Here is a 20,914-nt window from a genome sequence, read left to right on the forward strand (position 1 = left end):
GCTAGCGGCCGGCCTGGCCCTCGACGTAATCGTTGTCGGACGTCTTGACCCACGACATGAGTCCACGCAGCTGCTTGCCGACGGCCTCGATGGGGTGCTCGGCGCCGGTCTTGCGCAGCGCCAGGAACTCCGGTCCCCCGGCATCCTGGTCGTCGATGAACCGCTTGGCGAACGTGCCGTCCTGGATGTCCTTGAGGACCGCCTCCATGTTGGTCTTGACCGAAGGGTCGATCACCCGGGGGCCCGAGACGTAGTCGCCGTACTCGGCCGTGTCGGAGACCGACCAGCGCTGCTTGGCGATACCACCTTCATAGATCAGGTCGACGATGAGCTTGAGCTCGTGGAGGACCTCGAAGTACGCGACCTCGGGCTGGTACCCGGCCTCGGTCAGGGTCTCGAAGCCATACATGATCAGTTGCGAGACACCACCGCAGAGGACCGCCTGCTCGCCGAACAGGTCGGTCTCGGTCTCCTCGGTGAAGGTCGTCTTGATGGCACCGGCGCGAGTTCCGCCGATTGCCTTGGAGTAGGACAGCGCGAGGTCCCACGCCTTGCCCGTGGCATCCTGCTCGACACCGATGATGTTGGGCACACCACGGCCCTCGACGAACTCACGGCGCACGAGGTGGCCGGGGCCCTTGGGTGCCACGAGGGCGACGTCGACGCCCAGAGGCGGCTTGATGTAGCCGTAGCGGATGTTGAACCCGTGCCCGAAGAACAGCGCATCGCCGTCGACCAGGTTGGGCTCGATCGCATCGGCGTAGAGCTTGCGCTGGGCCGGGTCAGGAGCGAGGACGACGATCAGATCGGCCTCTTCGACCGCTTCGGCGGGATCGAGGACACGAAGCCCCTCGGCTTCGGCCTTGGCGCGGCTCTTGGAGCCGGGCAGCAGGCCGACGCGCACGTCGACCCCTGAGTCGCGAAGCGAGAGGGCGTGCGCATGACCTTGGCTTCCGTAACCGAGGACAGCCACGTGCCGTCCCTGGATGATGCTCAGATCTGCGTCGTCGTCGTAAAAGAGTTCAGCCACGGGGTACTACTCCTTGAAGTGTTCAGCCTGCTTGCGTGCCGGGAACGGCGCGAAGTGTGCGGTCGGTGATGGAACGGGATCCGCGGCCGATTGCCACGCGTCCCGACTGGGCGATCTCGCGGATGCCGAACGGTTCGAGAACGTTCAGCATCGCGGTGAGCTTGCCCGCGTCGCCGGTCGCCTCGATCGTCACGGCATCGGTGGCAACGTCGACCACTTTAGCCCTGAAGAGCTGGACGGTCTCCAGCACCTGCCCTCTGGTCTGAGGATCGGTCTTGACCTTGATCAGCATGAGCTCACGCTCGACTGCACTGTGGGAGTCGAGCTCCACGATCTTGAGCACGTTGATGAGCTTGTTGAGCTGCTTGGTCACCTGCTCGAGGGGCAGCTCGTCGACGTTGACGACGATCGTCATCCGCGAGATCTCAGGGATCTCGGTGGGACCGACTGCCAACGAGTCGATGTTGAAGCCGCGCCGCATGAACAGGCTCGAGACCCTGGCGAGAACGCCAGGAGTGTTTTCCACAAGCACGCTCAAAGTGTGCTGGGACATCAGTGGGTCTTCCTCTCGGGTGCGGTGGCCGTATGAGTGGGCGCGCCCTCGGTTGGCCGAGGTCGAGTTGGGTGCTCAGCCAACGCCACCTGCTCCATGCGCTGGGGAGTCACGCCACCAGTGTGCTGGGACATCAGTGGGTCTTCCTCTCGGGTGCGGTGGCCGTATGAGTGGGTGCGCCCTCGGTTGGCCGAGGTCGGATTGGGTGCTGAAGCCTTGGGGTGGTCATCAGAGGTCCTCCTCGTCCCACTCGGGAGCAAGATCGCGAGCGATCTGGATCGCGTCGTTGCTCGTGCCGGCGTGGACCATCGGCCACACCATCGCATCCCGCTCGACCACGAAGTCGATCACGACGGGGCGATCGTTGATCGCCATCGCCTTCTCGATCGTCGCATCGAGGTCCTCCTCGGTCTCGCAACGCAGGCCCACACAGCCATACGCCTCGGCGAGCTTGACGAAGTCCGGTATGCGTCGGGCGCCAATCGATTCCGGGCCGGTGTTGAGATCGGTGTTGGAATAGCGGCCTTCATAGAGCAAGGTCTGCCACTGTCGGACCATGCCCAACGACGAGTTGTTGATGACCGCGACCTTGATCGGGATGCCCTCGATCGCGCAGGTTGCGAGCTCCTGGTTTGTCATCTGGAAACAGCCGTCGCCGTCGATCGCCCACACCACCGTGCCGGGCAGACCGACCTGGGCGCCCATCGCGGCAGGGACGGCATAGCCCATCGTCCCCAGCCCGCCGGAGTTGAGCCACTGGCGCGGCCGCTCGTAGTCGACGTAGTGCGCGGCCCACATCTGATGCTGACCAACGCCAGCGGTGTAGGTCGCTTCGGGACCGGCGATCGCGCTGATCCGTTCGATCACGGTCTGCGGGGCCAGTCCCGTCTCGGGCTTGTCATAGCCGACCGGATACCGCTCCTTGATGCCGAGCATCTGGGTCCTCCACGCGGTGTAGTCGCCCTCGACCCCGTCCTCGGCGGCCTGCTTCTGCAGGGTCGAGATCAGGTCTGCGATGACCTCACGGCAGTCACCGACGATCGGGACATCGGCCGTGCGGTTCTTGGAGATCTCGGCCGGGTCGATGTCGGCGTGGATGACCTTGGCGAGGGGTGCGAACGACTTGAGCTGCCCCGTCACCCGATCGTCGAACCGCGCACCCAACGAGATGAGCAGATCGCTTTTCTGCAACGCAGCGACGGCGGCGACGGTCCCGTGCATGCCCGGCATCCCGAGGTGCAGCTCATGGGAGTCGGGGAACGCTCCACGCGCCATCAACGTCGTCACGACCGGGATCTGGGTCATCTCGGCGAGCACCTTGAGCTCCGCCGCGGCCTCCGCCTTGATGACGCCGCCGCCGACATACAGCACGGGACGCTCCGCCGCGGCGATGAGCCGAGCGGCCTCGCGGACCTGCTTGCCGTGGGGGCGGGTCGTCGGACGATAGCCCGGGAGCGCCAGGTCGGTCGGCCACGTGAACGTCGTCTGCGCCTGCAGCGCGTCCTTGGCGATGTCGACGAGCACCGGTCCGGGGCGGCCCGTCCCGGCGATGTGGAACGCCTCGGCGATGACCGTCGGGATGTCGTCGGCATTGGTCACGAGGAAGCTGTGCTTGGTGATCGGCATCGTGATGCCGCGGATGTCCGCCTCCTGGAACGAGTCGGAGCCGATGGCGCCGCTGGGCACCTGACCCGTGATCGCCACCATCGGCACCGAGTCCATGTGGGCGTCGGCGATCGCGGTCACCAGGTTGGTCGCACCGGGGCCGGATGTCGCCATGCAGACGCCGACCTTGCCGGTGACCATCGCGTAGCCCTGAGCGGCGTGCCCTGCTCCCTGCTCATGGCGCACCAAGATGTGACGGATCTTCTCGGAGTCGAAGAGGGGGTCGTACGCGGGCAGGATCGCGCCGCCCGGAATGCCGAAGATCGTGTCCACCTCGGCGTGCTCCAGCGCCCGCACGAGGCTCTGGGCCCCCGTGAGCTGCTCGGTCATGATGTCGTCCTTCTGTTTTCGGTCAATCGTATGTCGCGGAGCGACCCGGCTGTTCGCATAAAAAAATCCCTCGGCCCGGAGGCAATCGAGGGAGACGCGGGGCCGGATCAGGCCATCGCGTCAGTCGCGTACTACGAGAATCTCTGCATGCACGCCAACAGTCTCGCTCTCGGAGCGGGGGTGGTCAAGTGTTGAGACGATACGTACCAGCATGTGGAACGAGATGTATCGACATTCGCCGGGATCGTCACCACGGTGAGGCCTCGAAGTCCTTGAGGAACACGCCATGGATGTCCTCACCGGCCTCGCCCCGCACGATCGGGTCGTAGACCCTCGCAGCCCCGTCGATGAGGTCAAGCGGGGCCTTGAACCCCTCCTCCGCGAGCCGCACCTTGGTCGGGTGTGGACGCTCGTCGGTGATCCAGCCGGTGTCGACCGCAGTCATCAAGATGCCGTCCTGCTCCAGCATCTCCCCCGCACTCGTCCGGGTCAGCATGTTGAGCGCGGCCTTCGCCATGTTGGTGTGCGGATGGCCCGGGCCCTTGTAGCGGCGGCTGAACTGTCCCTCCATCGCCGACACGTTGACGACGTAGGTGCGCCTCGCATCGGCTCCCGCCATCGAGGGGCGGAGCCGGCTCACAAGGATGAACGGAGCCGTCGTGTTGCACAGCTGGACCTCGAGCAGCTCGAGCGCGTCGACCTCGTGAACGCGCTGGGTCCAGCTGTTGATGTCGACCGTGTCAGGGACCAGGCCACCCGCGTCGATTCGGTCCAGGTCAGCCGATCCCGCAGTCAGTGCAAGCGAGGTCAGCTCCTCGGCCGTGTGCGCGTCGCCGGCGAGGACCGGATGGGCATCCACGGAGCCGACCAACGCGGCGGGGTGGGCGTCGCTGGTGTGTCCGAAGGTCAGCAGCTCCGGCAGAGGACCGTCCGGCAACGGAGCCGACTCGGCCTCGGCCAGCGGAGCGTATGCCCCGGGCGTACGTCGAACGGTCTGGGCGGCGTTGTTGATCAGGATGTCGAGTGGTCCCTGCTCCGCGACGGAGTCCGCCAGCCCGACGACCTGGGCCGGATCGCGCAGGTCGATCCCGACGATGCGCAGTCGATCGATCCAGTCCGCGCTGTCCGGCATCGCGGTGAAGCGGCGCACGGCATCATGCGGGAAACGGGTCGTGATCGTCGTGTGGGCGCCGTCGCGCAGCAGCCGCAGGGCGATGTACATCCCGATCTTGGCGCGGCCACCTGTCAGCAACGCTCGCTTGCCGGTGAGATCGGTCCGCGCGTCGCGTCTCGACCGGTTGAGTGACGCGCACTCGGGGCAGAGCTGGTGATAGAAGGCGTCGACGACGGTGTATTTCTGCTTGCAGATGTAGCAGGGCCGGGCGACCAACAACGTGCCCGCGGAGGCCCCGGCAGCATTCGAGACGAGCGGGATGCCTTCGGTCTCGTCGTCGATCCGCGTCGGTGACCCGGTGGCGGTGGTCGCCACGACCGCACGGTCGGCGGCCGCGACCTGGGCCCGCTTGTCGAGCCGCCGATGCTTCTTGACGTTCTTGTAGAACGTGCCGCAGGCGCGGCGCAGCGCGACGTAGTCGGGGTCATCCTCGCCCAGCCGCTCGGCGGCAGCCAGCACCCTGAGTGCCACGGCCAGCTCATCGGGATCGATCGATTCGGTCACGCGGTCAGCCGCAGACGGCGCCGTCAGCCGCCGAGCTGACGAGCTTGGCGTACTTCGCGAGCACGCCCTTGGTGTACTTCGGCGGCAACGGCTCCCAGCCGACCTTGCGGGCCTCGAGCTCGTCGGCGTCGACCTCGAGCTCGAGGGTGCGGTTGGCCATGTCCAGCACGATCGGGTCGCCGTCACGGACGAACGCGATCGGCCCTCCGTCGACCGCTTCGGGTGCGACATGGCCGACACACAATCCGGTCGTACCTCCGGAGAACCGGCCGTCGGTCAGCAGCAGGACATCCTTGCCGAGCCCGGCACCCTTGATCGCCCCCGTGATCGCCAACATCTCACGCATGCCCGGCCCGCCCTTGGGACCCTCGTAGCGGATCACGACGACATCGTTGGCCACGATCGAGCCGTCCTCGAGGGCGGCCATGGCCTTGCGCTCACCGTCGAAGACCCGCGCGGTGCCACGGAAGACGTCCGAATCGAATCCCGCGCTCTTGACGACCGCGCCTTCGGGGGCCAGCGAACCGCGCAGGATCGTCAGGCCGCCGGTCTTGTGGATCGGCCTGTCGAGGGTACGGATGACGTCTCCGTCGACCGGGATGTCGATGTGGGCGAGGTTCTCGGCCATGGTCTTGCCGGTCACCGTCAGGCAGTCACCGTCCATGAGTCCCGCATCGAGCAGGGTCTTCATGATGATCGAGATGCCACCGACCCGGTCGACGTCGTTCATGACGTAGCGGCCGAACGGCTTCAGGTCCCCGAGGTGCGGGACCTTGTCCCCGACCCGGTTGAAGTCGTCGAGCGTCAGATCGACCTCGGCCTCACGGGCTATCGCGAGCAGGTGCAGCACCGCGTTGGTCGAACCGCCGAGCGCCATGACCACCGCGATGGCGTTCTCGAAAGCCGGCTTGGTGAGGATCTGGCGCGCGGTGATGCCGTGCCGAAGCAGCTCCACGACGGCCTTGCCGGACTCCTCGGCGAAGGCGTCGCGCCGGCTGTCGATCGCGGGCGGGGCGGATGAGCCGGGCAGGCTCATGCCGAGGGCCTCGGCAGCGGCGGCCATCGTGTTGGCGGTGTACATGCCTCCGCAGGCGCCTTCGCCCGGGCAGATCGCCCGCTCGATCTTGTCGACCTGCTCGCGGGAGATGAGGCCCTTGATGCAGGCACCGACGGCTTCGAACGCGTCGATGATCGTGACGTCCTTGCCGTCGACGCTGCCTGGCATGATCGAGCCGGCATAGAGGAACACGCTCGACAGGTCGAGGCGCGCCGCTGCCATCAGCATGCCCGGAAGGCTCTTGTCGCAGCCGGCCAGCAGGACCGATCCGTCGAGCCGCTCGGCCATCATGACGGTCTCGACCGAGTCGGCGATGACCTCGCGGCTCACCAGCGAGAAGTGCATGCCCTCGTGGCCCATCGAGATGCCATCGGAGACCGAGATCGTCCCGAACTCCAGTGGATAGCCACCACCGGCGTGCACGCCGACCTTGACCGCCTTGGCCAGTCGGTCGAGCGAGAGGTTGCACGGCGTGATCTCGTTCCAGCTGGACGCGACGCCGATCTGCGGCTTGGCCCAGTCGTCGTCACCCATGCCGACGGCGCGCAGCATGCCTCGCGACGCGGTGGCCGCGAGGCCATCGGTGACGGTGCGGCTGCGGGGCTTGATGTCGATCTCGTTCTCGGGGGGCATGGTCCAAGATTACGGCTCGTCCCCGGACCGACCTAGGCAGGGACGGTCAACCGATATCAGCCCCTGGCTTGATTGCGCCCGATATCAGCCCTGCGCTACAGCAGCGGGACGAAGATCAGCGCCAGCGACCAGCTGACGAAGCTGCCCACCAAGACGTACTCAGCCTTTCGCCCCGCAACATCCCGGGAGATCTCGGGGAACCGCAAGATGCCCTTGGCCGCCACCACGGCCGTCAGCGCGGCGTACTGACCCGAGAGCGCCATCGCGAAGATGAAGACCCGTTCGATGGGTCCCAGCACCCGGCCACCCTTGAGCGTCTGCTCGCTGGCCATGACTCCGGGGTCGGTGCCGGCCAGGACCATGCGCACGATGATGTTGGCAGAGTCAACCAGGAAGACGATGCACCCGGCGGCAAGGGCAAATCGCTCGAAAGCGACACCGTTGAGCGACCCGAGCGCGAGCGAGGCGTACCACTCGGTGAGCCACCCCTCGGGTCGCGGCAGGTGGGCACTGGCGGCGAGCATGCCGAGCGCCAGGGCGCCGAGGGTGACGATCGGCCACGGGTGGACCTTGGCGGCGAGCGCGCCGACCGGGGTCGTCAGGACCCAGCCCACCAGGACGGCGATGCCCAGCAGAACCCACCGCCAGTCGAGGCCCGCTCCCCAGGCGCCGAGCGCCTGGACGGCGGCGCCGGCGCCGACCGCGCGCAGCACGGCGAGCCGATCGGCCGGTTGATCCTGGGGCCGGGCGAGATCGGCGACACCCAACGACAGGAGCATCAGCGCAAGCAGGATCATCGGAGCACCTCGGTGCTGCCGAGCAGGGCGAAGGCGCCCCCGCGCTGCAGATTCTGCGACACCGCCGACTGCGAGATGCCCTCGATTTGTGCCAGCTCCACCTGGGTCCTACCTCTCAGCAGCCCCAGCGCGAGTCGCCGGGTGCGGTCACTCATGCCGCTCACGATCTCATCACGGCACATCAGGAGGCTGTTGGTGAGTCCGACGGGAGGATGCACGCCGGCATCGCCATCTGCCACGGCATACCAGCTGCGCAACGACTTGTGCCGGCGCACCTCGCGACTCTTGGCCTCGACGATCGCCTCCCGCGCCGCCCACCAGGCCGGCCCGTCCTGCATCGGACCGTATTCGCTTCGTCCGACGATTTCCCACGTGCCGCCACCGAGCCCGAAGCGACAGTCCAGCGGGGCAGGCAGGCACAGTCGCAGCAGCAACGTCGCGCGAAGCGCTGAGCCGAGATCGGCATAGGCGCCCTGGGACTCATCCCCGATGGTGGGCGCAACGGGCTGCATCGCGGGGATGGCAGCGTTGACCTCGATCAGTGCGGCCTCCAGCTGACGCTGGGCGTCAGCTCGATCGGGCTGACGGCGTGAGCCCACCAGATCCATGATCACGGCGACACCGGATTGTTGGCCTGTCATAAATATAAGACTATCACTGAACTAGAACAAATATAAGCCATACGCTGCTCTGGCTGATGTGCCTATCGTGGTGCCGTGACCCTAGCCTTCGTGACCAGTACGTATGCCCGCGATCTCGACGCCGATCTGCCGCTGCTCCTCGCCGCGGCACAAGACCGAGGCGCTGAGGCGGAGGTCGTGGTCTGGGATGATCCGGCCGTCGACTGGAGCTCGTACGAAGCCGTCGTGATCCGATCGTGCTGGGACTACATCGAGCGCCGCGCCGAGTTCCTCGCCTGGGCGGCATCGGTCCCCCGGATCCACAACCCCCATGAGGTCCTGGCGTGGAACACCGACAAGGTCTATCTCCGCCAGCTCGAGGCGGCCGGACTCCCGATCATCGAGACACGGTGGAACGTCGGCGAGGGCGATGACCTCGGCGAGCACGCCGAATGGGTCGTCAAGCCGACGATCTCAGCCGGATCACGGGACACCGCACGGTGGGCGACTGCCGAGGAGGTCTACGCGCACAGCGCATCGCTCATCGGGGCAGGCCGCACCTCGATGACCCAGCCCTACATCTCCTCGGTGGACGACGAGGGCGAGACCGCGATGCTCTACTTCGGTGGCGAGCTCTCCCACGCGATCCGCAAGGGCCCGCTGCTGGAGCGCGGCGAGGGCGTTCGGCAGGACCGCGACAGTCGCGAGTCGATCACGCCGAGGGTGCCGAGTGCGGCGCAGCGTGAGATCGCGGACCACACCATGAGGGTCGCCGAGGGCATCACCGGGTCGACGTTCCTCTATGCGCGGGTCGACCTCGTGACGGCGGCGGACGGCTCCCCTCTCGTGATCGAGCTCAAGCTGACGGAGCCGAGCGTGTTCCTGCCCCAGTCGGACGGTGGCGAGCGGCGCTTCGTCGATGCGGTGCTGGCTCGGAGCTGAACTCGAAGTCAGCGGGACTGCAGCGGTGCGGGAGCGGTGGACCAGCGACCTTTCCGAGCTGCCGAAAGGTCGCTAGGTCACCGCCGAGCAGCCGCCATTCCGGACCATCCAAGGCTCCGAAATTGCACGGCAGCGGCACGGCAGGGACAATCAGCGCTTGTGAAGCCACCCACCGCAGCCTTCGTCCGCTACTACGACGTGGAGAGCGCGGATGGCACCCGGCTGCGGGCGTGGACCAACGACGCCGAGGGACCGACCGTGTTCCTGTCCAACGGCCTGGGCACCAATCCCCACGCCTGGCCCGCCTTGCTGAATCCCGACTGCGGCGTGCGGGTCGTGTCGTGGAACCACCGGGGAGTCGGCGGTTCCGAGCGGCCCGCCGACGACCGGGTCGATCTCGAGGCGTTCATCGAGGATGCCATCGCCGTGATGGACCACGCGGGCATCGAGTCGGCCGTCGTCGCCAGCTGGTCGGCCGGGGTCACGATCGCATTCGAGCTCGCCACCCGGCATCCTGAACGGGTCGACGGGATCCTCGCGGTGGCCGGGGTCCCCGGCAACACGTTCGCGACGATGCTCGCTCCCCTGCGACTGCCGCCCCTGGTCTCCAAGCAGCTCATGGTCGGCCTCGCGCGTTCCGCCTCGATCTCGGGGCACGCGCTTGCCCCGCTGACCCGGCGTATCCCGTGGACCAATGCGACCGCCAACATGTTGCGACTGACCCGGCTGATCAACCCGGCGGCCAACACCTCCGAGCTGCGGACGCTGATGCAGGAGTTCTGCACGACCCATCCGGCTTGGTACGCCAAGCTCGCCCTCGGAGTCTCCGAGCACGGCCGTGTCTCCTTGTCGAACATCGACATCCCGGTGACGTTCATCGCTGGCAAGTGGGACATGCTGACCGGCTCCCGCGACATGTTGTCGGCGTCACAGCGAGTCAAGGGATCGCGTTTCCGCGAGCTCGAGTCGACGCACTTCATCCCGATCGAATTCCCCGACATCGTCCTCGACGAGCTCAAGCACCTGATCGCCAGAATCGGCTGAGCTACTTCTTCACGGTTTCCCACGCATCGGCGAGCAGGTCGGCGACGGCATCCCAGTCGGTGTGCTCGTCGAGCCGCATACCGATCCAGCCCCGCCCACCGACATAGGGCGGGACGAAGTATGTCTCTGGATCGGCATCGACCAGCGGCTCACGCGCACCGGCAGGGCAGGCGGCCCAGATCGCGACCCAGTCGACGCCATGATGGTGATCGAGAAACGATGCGAACTGCGGAGAAGGGCCGATGAACCAGGCCGACGAGCCGTGGCTCACCCGCTCGGTGGCATCCGGCAGCGCCAGCGCGATCGACCGCACCCGCTCGAGCAGCCCGCCGGGGTCCACGATCAGCTGAGCTTCTCGAGGATCAGCTCGCGGACCCGGCCCGCGTCGGCCTGGCCACGCATCTCCTTCATGACGGCGCCGATCAGGGCACCGGCGACACCGAGGTTGCCGTCGCGGACCTTCTGGGCAGCGTCCGGATCGCCGGCGATGGCGCGATCGACGGCAGCGCCCAGGGCTCCATCGTCAGAGACAACCTCAAGCCCCCGGCCGACGACGACCTCCTCGGCCGTGCCCTCGCCGGCGATGACGCCATCGAACACCGACCGCGCGAGCTTGTCGTTGATCCGCCCGGCATCGATCAGCGCCTGGATCTCGGCGACCTGTGCGGGGGTGATGCCGAGTGAGTCGAGATCCTCGCCCGTCTCGTTGGCACGGCGCGCCATCTCGCCGAGCCACCACTTCTTGGCAGCCTGCGGCGTCGTGCCGGCCTCAACCGTCTCGACGATCAGGTCGAGGGCGCCCGCACCGATCGTGTCGCGCATGTCGAGATCGGAGAATCCCCAGTCGGCCTGTAGCCGCGCACGCCGCACCGCCGGGGGTTCCGGCAACGTCAGGCGCAGCTCCTCAACCCACTCGCGCGATGGCGAGACGGGAGCGAGGTCGGGCTCCGGGAAGTAGCGGTAGTCATCGGCGTCGGACTTCTCCCGACCCGGCAGCGTCGTACCGGTGTCCTCCTGGAAGTGCCGCGTCTCCTGCACGACCTTGCCGCCGGCATCGAGGATGCCAGCGTGGCGGGAGATCTCGAAGCGTACGGCCCGCTCGACCGACCGGAACGAGTTGACGTTCTTGGTCTCCGAGCGGGTGCCCAGCACAGTCGACCCCTTGGGCTTGAGCGAGAGGTTGACGTCGGCCCGCAGCGATCCCTGGTCCATGCGTACGTCGGAGACACCGAGGCCGCCGATCAGGTCACGGACATACGCCACGTACGCACGAGCGACCGCGGGCGCCTTGTCCGGTGGCACCTCGATCGTGCGGGTCACGATCTCGATCAGCGGGATGCCCGCGCGGTTGTAGTCGACCAGCGAGAAGTCCGCGCCGTGGATGCGTCCGGTGGCACCGCCAACATGCAGCGCCTTGCCCGTGTCTTCCTCCATGTGGGCGCGCTCGATCTCGATGCGGTAGGTCTCGCCGTCGACCTCGACCTCGACGAAGCCGTCGTGCGCAATGGGCTCGTCATACTGCGAGGTCTGGAAGTTCTTCGGCATGTCCGGGTAGAAGTAGTTCTTGCGGGCGAACCTGCACCACTCGGCGATATCGCAGTTGAGCGCGAGACCCATGCGGATCGCCGACTCGACGGCCTTGGCATTGACGACGGGCAGCGCACCGGGCAACGCCAGGCACACGGGACACACCTGCGTGTTGGGCTCGGCACCGAACTCTGTGGGGCAGGCGCAGAACATCTTGGTCGCGGTGTTGAGCTCGATGTGGATCTCGAGCCCCATCACGGGGTCGTAGCGCGTCAGCGCCTCCTCGAACGGGACCAGCGTCTCAGTCTCGCTCATCGTGCCGCCTCCAGCTCAGGCGCCCGGGCGATCATCGGAGCACCCCATTTGTCCTCGAGCAGCCGCTCCAAGGCGGCGGCGGCGTTGTAGAGCCGGTCATCGGCCTGCTGCGGAGCCAGGAACTGCAGCCCGACGGGGAGGCCGTCCTCGTCGGCGAGCCCGACGGGCAGCGAGAGCCCGGGGATGCCGACCAGGTTGGCAGGAATCGTGGCGACGTCGCCGAGATACATCGCGAGCGGGTCGTCGAGCTTGTCGCCGAGCGGGTAGGCCGTGGTCGGAGAGGTCGGCGAGACCAGCACATCGACACCCTCGAAGGCGGCCGCGAAGTCGCGTGCGAGAAGCGTACGGACCTTCTGGGCCGAGCCGTAGTAGGCGTCGTAGTAGCCGCTCGAGAGGGCGTATGTGCCGAGGATGATGCGGCGCTTGACCTCATCACCGAAGCCCGCGTCTCGACTCGACGCCATGACCTGCTCGGCGCTCGGGTCGTCGACACCGGCGGGCGCGACGCGCACGCCGTAGCGCATCGCGTCGAACTTGGCGAGGTTGCTGCTCGCCTCGCTCGGCAAGATGAGGTAGTAGGCAGCCAGGGCGTGCTCGAGGCTCGGGATCGAGACCTCCACGACCTCGGCGCCGGCGCCGGTGAGCAGCTCGACGGCCTCGTCGAAGCGTGCGCGGACGCCGGGCTGGAACCCCTCGCCGCCGAGCTCGGTGACGACGCCGATGCGCAGTCCCTTGACGTCGGCGCGGCGGGCCGCCGCGACAACACCGGGAACCGCCGCGGGGATGCTGGTCGAGTCCATGGGGTCATGGCCGCCCATCAGCACGTGCAGAAGTGCCGCGTCAAGGACCGTACGGGTGACCGGCCCGGCCTGGTCGAGGCTGCTGGCCATCGCGACGAGACCGTAACGGCTGACTCCGCCGTAGGTCGGCTTGACCCCGACCGTCCCGGTCAGCGCGCCGGGCTGACGGATCGAGCCGCCGGTGTCGGTGCCGATCGCCAGCGGCGCCTCGAAGGCGGCGACGGCCGCGGCCGAGCCGCCGCCGGAGCCACCGGGGATGCGGGTACGGTCCCACGGGTTGCGCGTCGGCCCATAGGCCGAGTGCTCCGTCGAGGAGCCCATCGCGAACTCGTCCATGTTGGTCTTGCCGAGGATCGGCAGACCGGCGGCCTTGATCTTGGCAGTGACCGTCGCGTCGTATGGCGGAATCCAGCCGTCGAGGATCTTCGAGCCACACGTCGTGACCATGCCCTTGGTCGCGAGGACGTCCTTGACCGCGATCGGCACTCCGGCGAGATGGGCCAGCTGCTCACCGTTGCTGCGCCGGTCGTCGACGTCGGCTGCCGTGGCGAGCGCGCCTTCGGGGTCGACGTGCAGGAAGGCGTGGATGTCACCGTCGACCGACGCGATGCGGTCGAGGCTTGCCTGGGTCACCTCGACCGAAGTGAACTCTTTGGCGGCGAGCCCGCGGGCCATCTCATCGGCGGAGAGCCGGGTCAGCTGGCGCTCGGTCATGACGAGACCTCCTCGAAGAAGCAACGGTAAGGAGCACTCGTCATGACAACCCCACGCTTCACTCGCTGGCGCTCGCTCATGACTCCCCCAGGATCTTGGGAACCAGGAAGCGCTGCTGGTCCGAGGCCGGGGCGGCAGCAAGTGCCTCCTCGGGGGTCAGGCTCGGACGGACGACGTCCTCACGGAACACGTTGTCGACCGGCACCGGGTGGCTCATCGCGGGCACGTCGTCGCCGGCGGCCTGCTGGACGCTCGCGACGTGCTCGAGGATGAGGGGCAGCTCTGACGCGAGGTGGTCGAGCTCTGCCTCGCTGAGGTCGATGCGCGCGAGGCCGGCCAGATGGACGACGTCGTCGCGGGAAATACCCTTGACGGGCTCAGACATGCAACTTCCTTGCGATGGTTGGTCTTGCGGGTTGGTCTTGCGGGTGTGGGTGCTGATCCATCCTAGTGACCGCGACCCTGCCGCAAGACCGGGCGCCACACCGTGCCAGATAATGGCGTTCTCTGCGAGGATGCTGACATGTCTGCCCAGCGCATCACGCAGTTCCGCAACGGCCCCTACACCTTCGACGTCATCGACAGCGGCCCGGTCGACGGCACGCCGGTCGTGCTCCTGCACGGCTTCCCGCAGCGCGCCTCGTCGTGGAGCTCGGTGTCGGAGCACCTGCACGCCAAGGGGCTCCGGACGTACGCGCTCGACCAACGGGGCTACTCCCCCGGGGCCAGGCCGTCGTCGCGGTTCGGCTACAAGATCACCGAGCTGGTCTCGGACGTCAAGGCTCTGATCGACGAGATCGGCACGCCGGTCCATCTCGTCGGGCACGACTGGGGGGCAGCCGTCGCGTGGGGCACGGCCGCCAACCATCCCGAGTCGATCCGCTCACTGACCGCGGTTTCAGTGGCGCATCCAGGCGCCTTCCTCAAGTCGATGCTGAGTAGCTCACAGATCCTGAAGTCGTACTACATGCTGCTGTTCCAGATCCCATTCCTTCCCGAGTGGCTGTTGAGCCGCCAGGACGGCACCGGGGAAAAGCTGCTGCGTGGTGCCGGCATGACGAGTCCGATGATCGAGGCGTTCCGGACCGAGATCATCGCGGACGGCGCCCTCAAGGGTGGGCTCGGCTACTACCGCTCGATGTTCCTCGCGCCGGGCGGGTTCAACCGCTTGGTCTCCGTCCCCACGACCTACGTCTGGAGCGATGGTGACGCCGCCCTCGTGCGCCGCGGCGCAGAGCTGACGCCCCAGTTCGTCACCGGACCCTACGAGCTCGAGGTCTTCGAGGGCGCGAGTCACTGGATCCCCGACGAGCGACCGGCCGAGCTGGCCGAGGTCATCTCACGACGCATCGGCGTCTAGTCTCGTCCCGTGCCACCCACCAAGCCCGAGGACGTCGGGATCCTCGACGCACTGGCCTTCATGTGCGAGCTCGCGATGCTCGTCCTGCTGCTCTTCGCCGGCCATGGTCTTGTCGGCGGGTGGCAGGGCTGGGCCCTCGGCGCATTCTTGGCATTCGTCGCGATCGGGATCTGGTTCCAGTGGATGGCGCCGACGTCGATGCGACGCCTCGACAACCCGACCCGGTTCGTGGTGCAGGTCATGATGTTCTCGACCGTCGCGCTGTATGCCGCGGCCGGCGGGCTCGTGTGGTGGGGCATCGGTTTCGCGCTCATCGCGATCGCGGTGTTCGGCGGCATCGTTCGCCGGGACGCCTGAGTCCACCGACTCCAGTCAGGCCGGACCAGGACCGGTCAGCGGCAGCTCACGGACACTCGCGAAGCGGCGCTCCATACCGTCGAACGGGTCGGTGAAGGCCAGCTCGTCGGCGAGCAGCTGCAGCGGTCGGCCGAAGTCATCGAGTGCGATGTCCTGCACCGTGGGATAGAGCGGGTCATCGACGATCGGGATGCCGAGCGCGTCGAGGTGGACACGCAGCTGGTGGGTGCGGCCGGTCCGTGGCGTGAGGCGATAGACGCCCAGATCGCCGGCCCGGGACTCGAGCTCGACGAGGGTCTCGGCGTTGACGGGCGCATCCGGCACCACTTCCGCCTGCCACGCGCCGCGGCGCTTGACCAGGTGGTTGCGGACGGTCACCGGGAGGTCCAGGTCCGGGTGCAGCGGCGCCAGCGCGCGGTAGGTCTTGCGCACCTCGTTGTCCTGGAACAGCGTCTGGTAGCCACCGCGCCATCGCCGCTCGGTCGCCAGCATCAGCAGGCCGGACGTGACCCGGTCGAGGCGGTGCAGAGGAGACAGCTCGGGAAGCCCCAGCTCGTGCCGCAGGCGCACCACGACACTCTCCCGCACGTGCCGACCGCGCGGGATCGAAGAGAGGAACGCGGGCTTGTCGACCACGACGAGCCGGTCGTCACGATGCACGATGTGGATGTCACCGGGCACCTCGACCTCGTCGGCCAGGTCCCGGTGGAACCACACGAACGTGTGGGGCGCGTAAGGATGCGTGTCCGCCACCGCCAGCCCGTCGCCGTAGACGAACCGGTCGTTCGCCAGCATCTGGGCGACATCGACCCGTTCGGGCACGCGGTGCCGGAGCCAGTCGCCCATCGTGGGCCACGGATCGGGCCGTGGCCGATCACGATCCGGAGTGCGCAGCCACGCAGCTCCAAGGCCGTGGCGCGGGGGCAACGGCGAACGTGGGGGCACTCATCGATGCTACGTCCGAGTGCCGAGGCAATCGGGGTTGAAGACGCGGACAGTCGATGCCGGGTCCTGCAGAAGCTTGCCGGCGGGGCGAACTGGGCGGCGCTCCAGACCCCCGCCGCAGTTGGGGCAGACCCCACGCAGGACCTCGTCGGCGCAGTCGCGGCACCACGTGCACTCGTAGGTACAGATCATGACGTCGGTGGACGCAGAGTCGAGGTCGCGGTCGCAGCACTCGCAATTGGGACGAATCTCGAGCATGCCGTCAGGACTCCTCGTCGTCGGACCGGGCTGCCGGGCCGTCGGCCAGCAGCCTTTCGAAACCCTCCTCATCGAGAATCGGTCGACCCAGCTCCCCGGCCTTGTCGGCCTTGGTCCCGGCGTTGTCACCCACCACGACGTAGTCGGTCTTCTTGGAGACCGAGCCTGAGGCCTTGCCACCGTGGGCAATGATCGCCTCCTTGACCGAGTCGCGTGTGAACCGTTCGAGCGAGCCGGTCACCACGATCGTGAGGCCCTCGAGCGTGCGGACGATCGACTCGTCACGCTCGTCCTGCATGCGTACGCCCGCGTCGCGCCACTGCGTGACGATGCCCTCGTGCCAGTCGACCGCGAACCACTCGATCACGGCGTCCGCGATTGTCGGACCGACACCGTCCACGCCCGACAAGGTCTCGACCGAGGCTCCCTGGACCGCTTCCATCGACGCGAAGTGCGTGGCAAGGGCCCGAGCAGCCGTGGGACCGACATGGCGGATCGACAGCGCGACGAGAACTCGCCACAGCGGCTGGGCCTTGGCCTTCTCGAGGTTGTCGAGCAGCGCGATCCCGTTGGCGCTGAGGACCCGCTCGCCGGCACCGTCCTCGATCTCCTTCTTCTTGGCAGCGCGGGTGTAGAGCCGCACCTGGTGCAGCTGCTCCGCGGTCAGCGAGAACAACCCGCCTTCGTCGACGAGCACCTTGGCCTCGAGCAGCGCCGTCGCTCCCTCCCAGCCGAACACCTCGATGTCGAACGCGCCTCGGCCGCCGACATGCGTCAATCGCTCGCGTAGTTGCGAGGGGCAGGAACGGGTGTTGGGGCAGCGGATGTCCTTGTCGCCCTCGCGGCTCGGCGCCAGGGGGGTCCCGCACGACGGGCACTCGGTCGGCATGACGAACTCACGCTCGGTGCCGTCACGCAGCGCGACGACCGGTCCCACGATCTCGGGAATGACGTCACCGGCCTTGCGGAGGACGACCATGTCGCCGATCAGGACGCCCTTGCGCTTGACCTCGTGCTGGTTGTGCAACGTCGCCATCTGGACCGTCGAACCCGCGACCCGGATGGGTTCCATGACCCCGAACGGCGTGACCCGTCCCGTGCGGCCGACGTTGACCGTGATGTCGAGGAGCCGGGTGTTGACCTCTTCGGGCGGGTATTTCCACGCGATGGCCCACCGGGGCGCGCGTGAGGTCGATCCCAGGCGGCGTTGCAGCGCGACCTGGTCGACCTTGACCACGACGCCGTCGATCTCGTGGACCACGTCGTGGCGGTGCTCGCCGTAGTGATCGATGAACTCCTCGACGGCCTTGAGGTCCGGCAGGACCTTGGCGCGGTCGCTCGTCGGCAGTCCCCAGGCCTTGAGCGCATCGTAGGCCTCGCTCTGCCGCTCGGGGGTGAATCCCTCGCGGTAGCCGAGACCGTGGCAGACCATCGACAACGGCCGGCTCGCGGTCACCGACGAGTCCTTCATGCGCAGCGTGCCAGCTGCCGCGTTGCGCGGGTTGGAGAACGGTGTCTTGCCCGAGTCGGCCCACGCCTTGTTGAACTCCTCGAACGCCTGGGTCGGGAAGAACACCTCGCCGCGGACCTCGACGTAGGCCGGGACCGGATAGATCTCCGAGGGCTTGAGCCGGTGCGGGATCACGCCGATCGTGCGGACATTTGCGGTGACGTCCTCGCCGACCCGCCCGTCGCCACGCGTGACACCCCGGGTCAGCACGCCGTCCTCGTAGGTCAACGAGATCGCGAGACCGTCGACCTTGAGCTCGCAGAGGAACTCGGCGTTGTCGACGCCCTCGCGGAGGATGCGGGCGTGCCAGCCCTCGAGCTCCTCGATCGAGAAGGCGTTGTCGAGGCTCATGAGGCGCTCGCGGTGCTCGTATGCCTCGAAGGTCGACGAGATCATGCCGCCGACCTGCTGGGTCGGCGAGTCGGGGGTGCGGAGCTCGGGGAGCTGGTCCTCCAAGCCCTCGAGCTCGCGGATCAGCTGGTCGTACTCGCCGTCGGAGATCGTCGGAGCATCGTCCCGGTGGTAGCGCTGCCGATGTTCCTCGATCGTCTCGGACAGCTCCTTGTGTCGCTGCCTGAGGTCGTCGTCCGTCACCATGGGTCGACTTTATCGCCGGGCGGCGACACTCTGCGCTGTGGAGAGGGCCTTCTGCGCCCATGTCGGTGACGCGCCCGCCAGCCCGCAGGTCGGCGTCACGACCAGCCGTTCGGCATACGTCTCCTCGCCGAAGCCGAAGTGGCCGAAGAAGGCCTCGATGCGGTCCGCCAGGACCTTGTCGGAGACGCCGGATGTGTCGGTTGACGGCACGACGCCGAACCACAGATCGGTGCCCTGCTCGAACGACTCTGCCCACACGTCATCAGGACGAGCCAGCGAGAGATCGAACGTGATCGCGGTGAAGCCAGCGCCGACGAGCAGCTCGACCGGCACGTCGGGCGCGCACGAGTGCACCGCGGGTCGCGCTCCGGCCTCGGTGATCGCCTCGACAACCGCACGCAACAGGGCATCCGCCTCGGGCGGGTGGACGCTGCGGTGACGGGAGAATCCACTCGCGGTGGCGATCCCGCCGGTCAGCACCGGGACGATCGACGGCTCGTCGACCTGTACGAGGACCTGGGCGTGCGGGAACCGGCGGCGGGCGACGGCGATGTGCGCGCGGAGCCCTTCAGCCAGCGATTCAGCGATCTCACGCCGCGCTCCGTGGTCGGCGAGCATCTTGTCCCCGCGCGGTCGCTCGACGCTCGCGGCAAGGGTCAACGGTCCGGTGACCTGGAGCTTGAGCAGGCCATCGTGCATACCGGCGATCTCCTCGGCGACATCGAGGTCCTGCGCCAGCAGCGAACGCGCGCGCCGGAGGTCGGCACCCTCCCCGACGCCGATCCGCCATCCGTCGGGCTGCAGGTCCGCGCCGAGACCGTCGAGAACGGCCAGGGTTCTGCCGATCATCCCGGCATGCACGCCGCGGTCCGGCAGCTCGGGGACATGCACGAGGTCGCCGACCTCCCCCATGACGATGCGCAATGACTCGGCGAAGTCGGTGCCCGGCATGGAGCCGATGCCAGTGGCGAAAGCCATGGGATTCCTGTCTGATCTGCGAGGGTGGTGAGTCAGCGACGTATCGGGCATCTGGAAAGGTCGCTGGGACACCGCCCATCCGGACGATGGGTCGCTAACTCACCGCCACGCGGGCGGTATGGCTGATCGTGGCCGAGCCGACGACTCGGGTGCCGTGATAGATCACGCAGGCCTGGCCCGGCGCGATGCCGCTCGCCGGGTCGTGCAGGTCGACGCGTACGTCCGCGCCGTCGACATGCACCGTGGCGCGGTGCTCGTCGCCATGAGCGCGCAGCTGGACCGTGCAGTCGAGCGCGTCGGTCGGCGTCGAGCCGCACCACAGCGGCTTGATGCACGCCAGCGAGTCGACGAGCAGCGACTCCCGCGAACCCACCGTGACGGTGCCGCTGACCGGCTCGATGTCGAGCACGAAACGCGGCTTGCCGTCGTCGGCCGGGATGCCGAGTCGTAGCCCACGGCGCTGACCGATCGTGAACGCATAGGCGCCGTCGTGGTCGCGCAGCACCGCGCCGTCCTCGTCGACGATGGTCCCCGGCTTGGGTCCCAGCTTCTCGCCGAGCCAGCCCGCGTTGTCTCCGTCGGGGATGAAGCAGATGTCGTGGCTGTCGGGCTTCTGCGCGACCTGGATGCCCCGGCGCGCGGCCTCGGCCCGGACGACGTCCTTGGTCGTGTCGCCCAGCGGGAACAGCGAATGTGCGAGCTGCTCCTGGGTCAGCACGCCCAGGACGTAGGACTGGTCCTTGCCCATGTCGATCGCGCGGTGCATCTCGATCGTGCCGTCCGCGGCGGTCTCGAGCTGCGCGTAGTGTCCCGTCGCGACGGCGTCGAAGCCCAGCGCGAGCGACCGGTCCAGCACCGCGGCGAACTTGATCTTCTCGTTGCAGCGCAAGCACGGATTGGGCGTCCGGCCCGCGGCATATTCGGCGATGAAGTCGTCGACGACGTGGTCGGCGAACTCCTCGCTCATGTCCCACACATAGAACGGTATGCCGAGCTGGTCGGCGGCCCTTCGGGCGTCGCCGGCATCCTCGATGGAGCAGCAGCCCCTGGCACCGGAACGGTATGACCGCGGGTTGCGGCTGAGCGCGAGATGCACCCCGGTGACGTCGTGGCCCGCGTCGACGGCGCGCGCTGCGGCCACAGCGGAGTCGACCCCGCCGGACATCGCGGCAATGACCCTCATCGGCTCCTCCGGCGCGGAGCC

The 20,914-nt window shown here is 67.7% G+C and carries 20 protein-coding genes; 4 read left to right on the top strand and 16 right to left on the bottom strand.

The features are described from left to right. Nucleotide 1: 1 nt before the first annotated feature. The 7 genes from ilvC to WKF39_RS10945 form a co-directional block, all read right to left on the bottom strand. Nucleotides 2–1,030, bottom strand: a complete 1,029-nt coding sequence (gene ilvC, locus WKF39_RS10915; protein WP_340388268.1) for a ketol-acid reductoisomerase — start codon at nt 1,028–1,030, stop codon at nt 2–4. Between the two features lie 22 nt (nt 1,031–1,052). Further along, nucleotides 1,053–1,583, bottom strand: coding sequence for an acetolactate synthase small subunit (ilvN, locus tag WKF39_RS10920; RefSeq protein ID WP_340388270.1), 531 nt, complete (start codon nt 1,581–1,583; stop codon nt 1,053–1,055). Nucleotides 1,584–1,811: 228 nt separating this feature from the next. Beyond that, on the bottom strand, nt 1,812–3,686 hold the full coding sequence (locus WKF39_RS10925; RefSeq protein WP_340388346.1) for an acetolactate synthase large subunit: 1,875 nt from the start codon (nt 3,684–3,686) through the stop codon (nt 1,812–1,814). 139 nt (nt 3,687–3,825) lie between these two features. Beyond that, on the bottom strand, nt 3,826–5,256 hold the full coding sequence (locus WKF39_RS10930; RefSeq protein WP_340388272.1) for an SDR family NAD(P)-dependent oxidoreductase: 1,431 nt from the start codon (nt 5,254–5,256) through the stop codon (nt 3,826–3,828). A 4-nt stretch (nt 5,257–5,260) separates the two neighbouring features. After that, on the bottom strand, nt 5,261–6,946 hold the full coding sequence (gene ilvD, locus WKF39_RS10935; RefSeq protein ID WP_340388274.1) for a dihydroxy-acid dehydratase: 1,686 nt from the start codon (nt 6,944–6,946) through the stop codon (nt 5,261–5,263). Between the two features lie 95 nt (nt 6,947–7,041). Next, nucleotides 7,042–7,743 (bottom strand): hypothetical protein, encoded by a 702-nt coding sequence (locus WKF39_RS10940; protein ID WP_340388275.1) that lies wholly within the window; start codon nt 7,741–7,743, stop codon nt 7,042–7,044. After that, nucleotides 7,740–8,384 carry a SatD family protein gene (locus WKF39_RS10945; RefSeq protein WP_340388277.1) on the bottom strand — a complete coding sequence of 215 codons (645 nt, stop codon included), beginning with the start codon at nt 8,382–8,384 and terminating at the stop codon, nt 7,740–7,742. Before WKF39_RS10945 ends, WKF39_RS10940 begins: the two co-directional genes overlap by 4 nt. Before the next feature lie 90 nt (nt 8,385–8,474). On the opposite strand from WKF39_RS10945, the gene WKF39_RS10950 reads away from it, so the two are divergent. Then, nucleotides 8,475–9,305 carry a hypothetical protein gene (locus WKF39_RS10950; protein ID WP_340388279.1) on the top strand — a complete coding sequence of 277 codons (831 nt, stop codon included), beginning with the start codon at nt 8,475–8,477 and terminating at the stop codon, nt 9,303–9,305. A 159-nt stretch (nt 9,306–9,464) separates the two neighbouring features. Continuing rightward, nucleotides 9,465–10,349, top strand: a complete 885-nt coding sequence (locus WKF39_RS10955) for an alpha/beta hydrolase (protein ID WP_340388280.1) — start codon at nt 9,465–9,467, stop codon at nt 10,347–10,349. Between the two features lies 1 nt (nt 10,350). Here the strand turns inward: WKF39_RS10955 and WKF39_RS10960 are convergent, their stop codons facing one another. The 4 genes from WKF39_RS10960 to gatC form a co-directional block, all read right to left on the bottom strand. Beyond that, complete coding sequence (locus WKF39_RS10960) at nt 10,351–10,689, bottom strand: MmcQ/YjbR family DNA-binding protein (protein WP_340388282.1); 339 nt, start codon at nt 10,687–10,689, stop codon at nt 10,351–10,353. 2 nt (nt 10,690–10,691) lie between these two features. Beyond that, nucleotides 10,692–12,191 (bottom strand): Asp-tRNA(Asn)/Glu-tRNA(Gln) amidotransferase subunit GatB, encoded by a 1,500-nt coding sequence (gene gatB, locus WKF39_RS10965; RefSeq protein WP_340388284.1) that lies wholly within the window; start codon nt 12,189–12,191, stop codon nt 10,692–10,694. Next, entirely contained in the window at nt 12,188–13,705 is a 1,518-nt protein-coding gene (gene gatA, locus WKF39_RS10970) for an Asp-tRNA(Asn)/Glu-tRNA(Gln) amidotransferase subunit GatA (RefSeq protein ID WP_340388286.1), read from the bottom strand. Before gatA ends, gatB begins: the two co-directional genes overlap by 4 nt. 76 nt (nt 13,706–13,781) lie before the next feature. Next, entirely contained in the window at nt 13,782–14,090 is a 309-nt protein-coding gene (gene gatC, locus WKF39_RS10975; RefSeq protein ID WP_340388288.1) for an Asp-tRNA(Asn)/Glu-tRNA(Gln) amidotransferase subunit GatC, read from the bottom strand. Nucleotides 14,091–14,228: 138 nt separating this feature from the next. Between gatC and WKF39_RS10980 the strand changes: the two genes are divergently transcribed. Continuing rightward, complete coding sequence (locus tag WKF39_RS10980) at nt 14,229–15,065, top strand: alpha/beta fold hydrolase (protein WP_340388290.1); 837 nt, start codon at nt 14,229–14,231, stop codon at nt 15,063–15,065. A gap of 9 nt (nt 15,066–15,074) precedes the next feature. After that, nucleotides 15,075–15,422 (top strand): YrdB family protein, encoded by a 348-nt coding sequence (locus tag WKF39_RS10985; RefSeq protein WP_340388292.1) that lies wholly within the window; start codon nt 15,075–15,077, stop codon nt 15,420–15,422. Nucleotides 15,423–15,437: 15 nt separating this feature from the next. Here the strand turns inward: WKF39_RS10985 and WKF39_RS10990 are convergent, their stop codons facing one another. The 5 genes from WKF39_RS10990 to mnmA form a co-directional block, all read right to left on the bottom strand. Further along, nucleotides 15,438–16,268, bottom strand: a complete 831-nt coding sequence (locus WKF39_RS10990) for a pseudouridine synthase (RefSeq protein WP_340388348.1) — start codon at nt 16,266–16,268, stop codon at nt 15,438–15,440. A 108-nt stretch (nt 16,269–16,376) separates the two neighbouring features. Beyond that, nucleotides 16,377–16,625 (bottom strand): DUF1272 domain-containing protein, encoded by a 249-nt coding sequence (locus WKF39_RS10995; RefSeq protein WP_340388294.1) that lies wholly within the window; start codon nt 16,623–16,625, stop codon nt 16,377–16,379. A gap of 4 nt (nt 16,626–16,629) precedes the next feature. Beyond that, nucleotides 16,630–18,732, bottom strand: coding sequence for an NAD-dependent DNA ligase LigA (gene ligA, locus WKF39_RS11000; RefSeq protein ID WP_340388296.1), 2,103 nt, complete (start codon nt 18,730–18,732; stop codon nt 16,630–16,632). Between the two features lie 9 nt (nt 18,733–18,741). Further along, complete coding sequence (locus tag WKF39_RS11005) at nt 18,742–19,710, bottom strand: methionine synthase (protein WP_340388298.1); 969 nt, start codon at nt 19,708–19,710, stop codon at nt 18,742–18,744. A 94-nt stretch (nt 19,711–19,804) separates the two neighbouring features. Beyond that, the gene (gene mnmA / locus WKF39_RS11010) at nt 19,805–20,893 is read right to left on the bottom strand and encodes a tRNA 2-thiouridine(34) synthase MnmA (RefSeq protein ID WP_340388300.1); all 1,089 of its coding nucleotides are present in this window, start codon (nt 20,891–20,893) and stop codon (nt 19,805–19,807) included. Nucleotides 20,894–20,914: the final 21 nt, after the last annotated feature.

The sequence above is a fragment of the Aeromicrobium sp. genome (assembly GCF_037719875.1).
In the GTDB taxonomy this organism is placed as follows: domain Bacteria; phylum Actinomycetota; class Actinomycetes; order Propionibacteriales; family Nocardioidaceae; genus Aeromicrobium.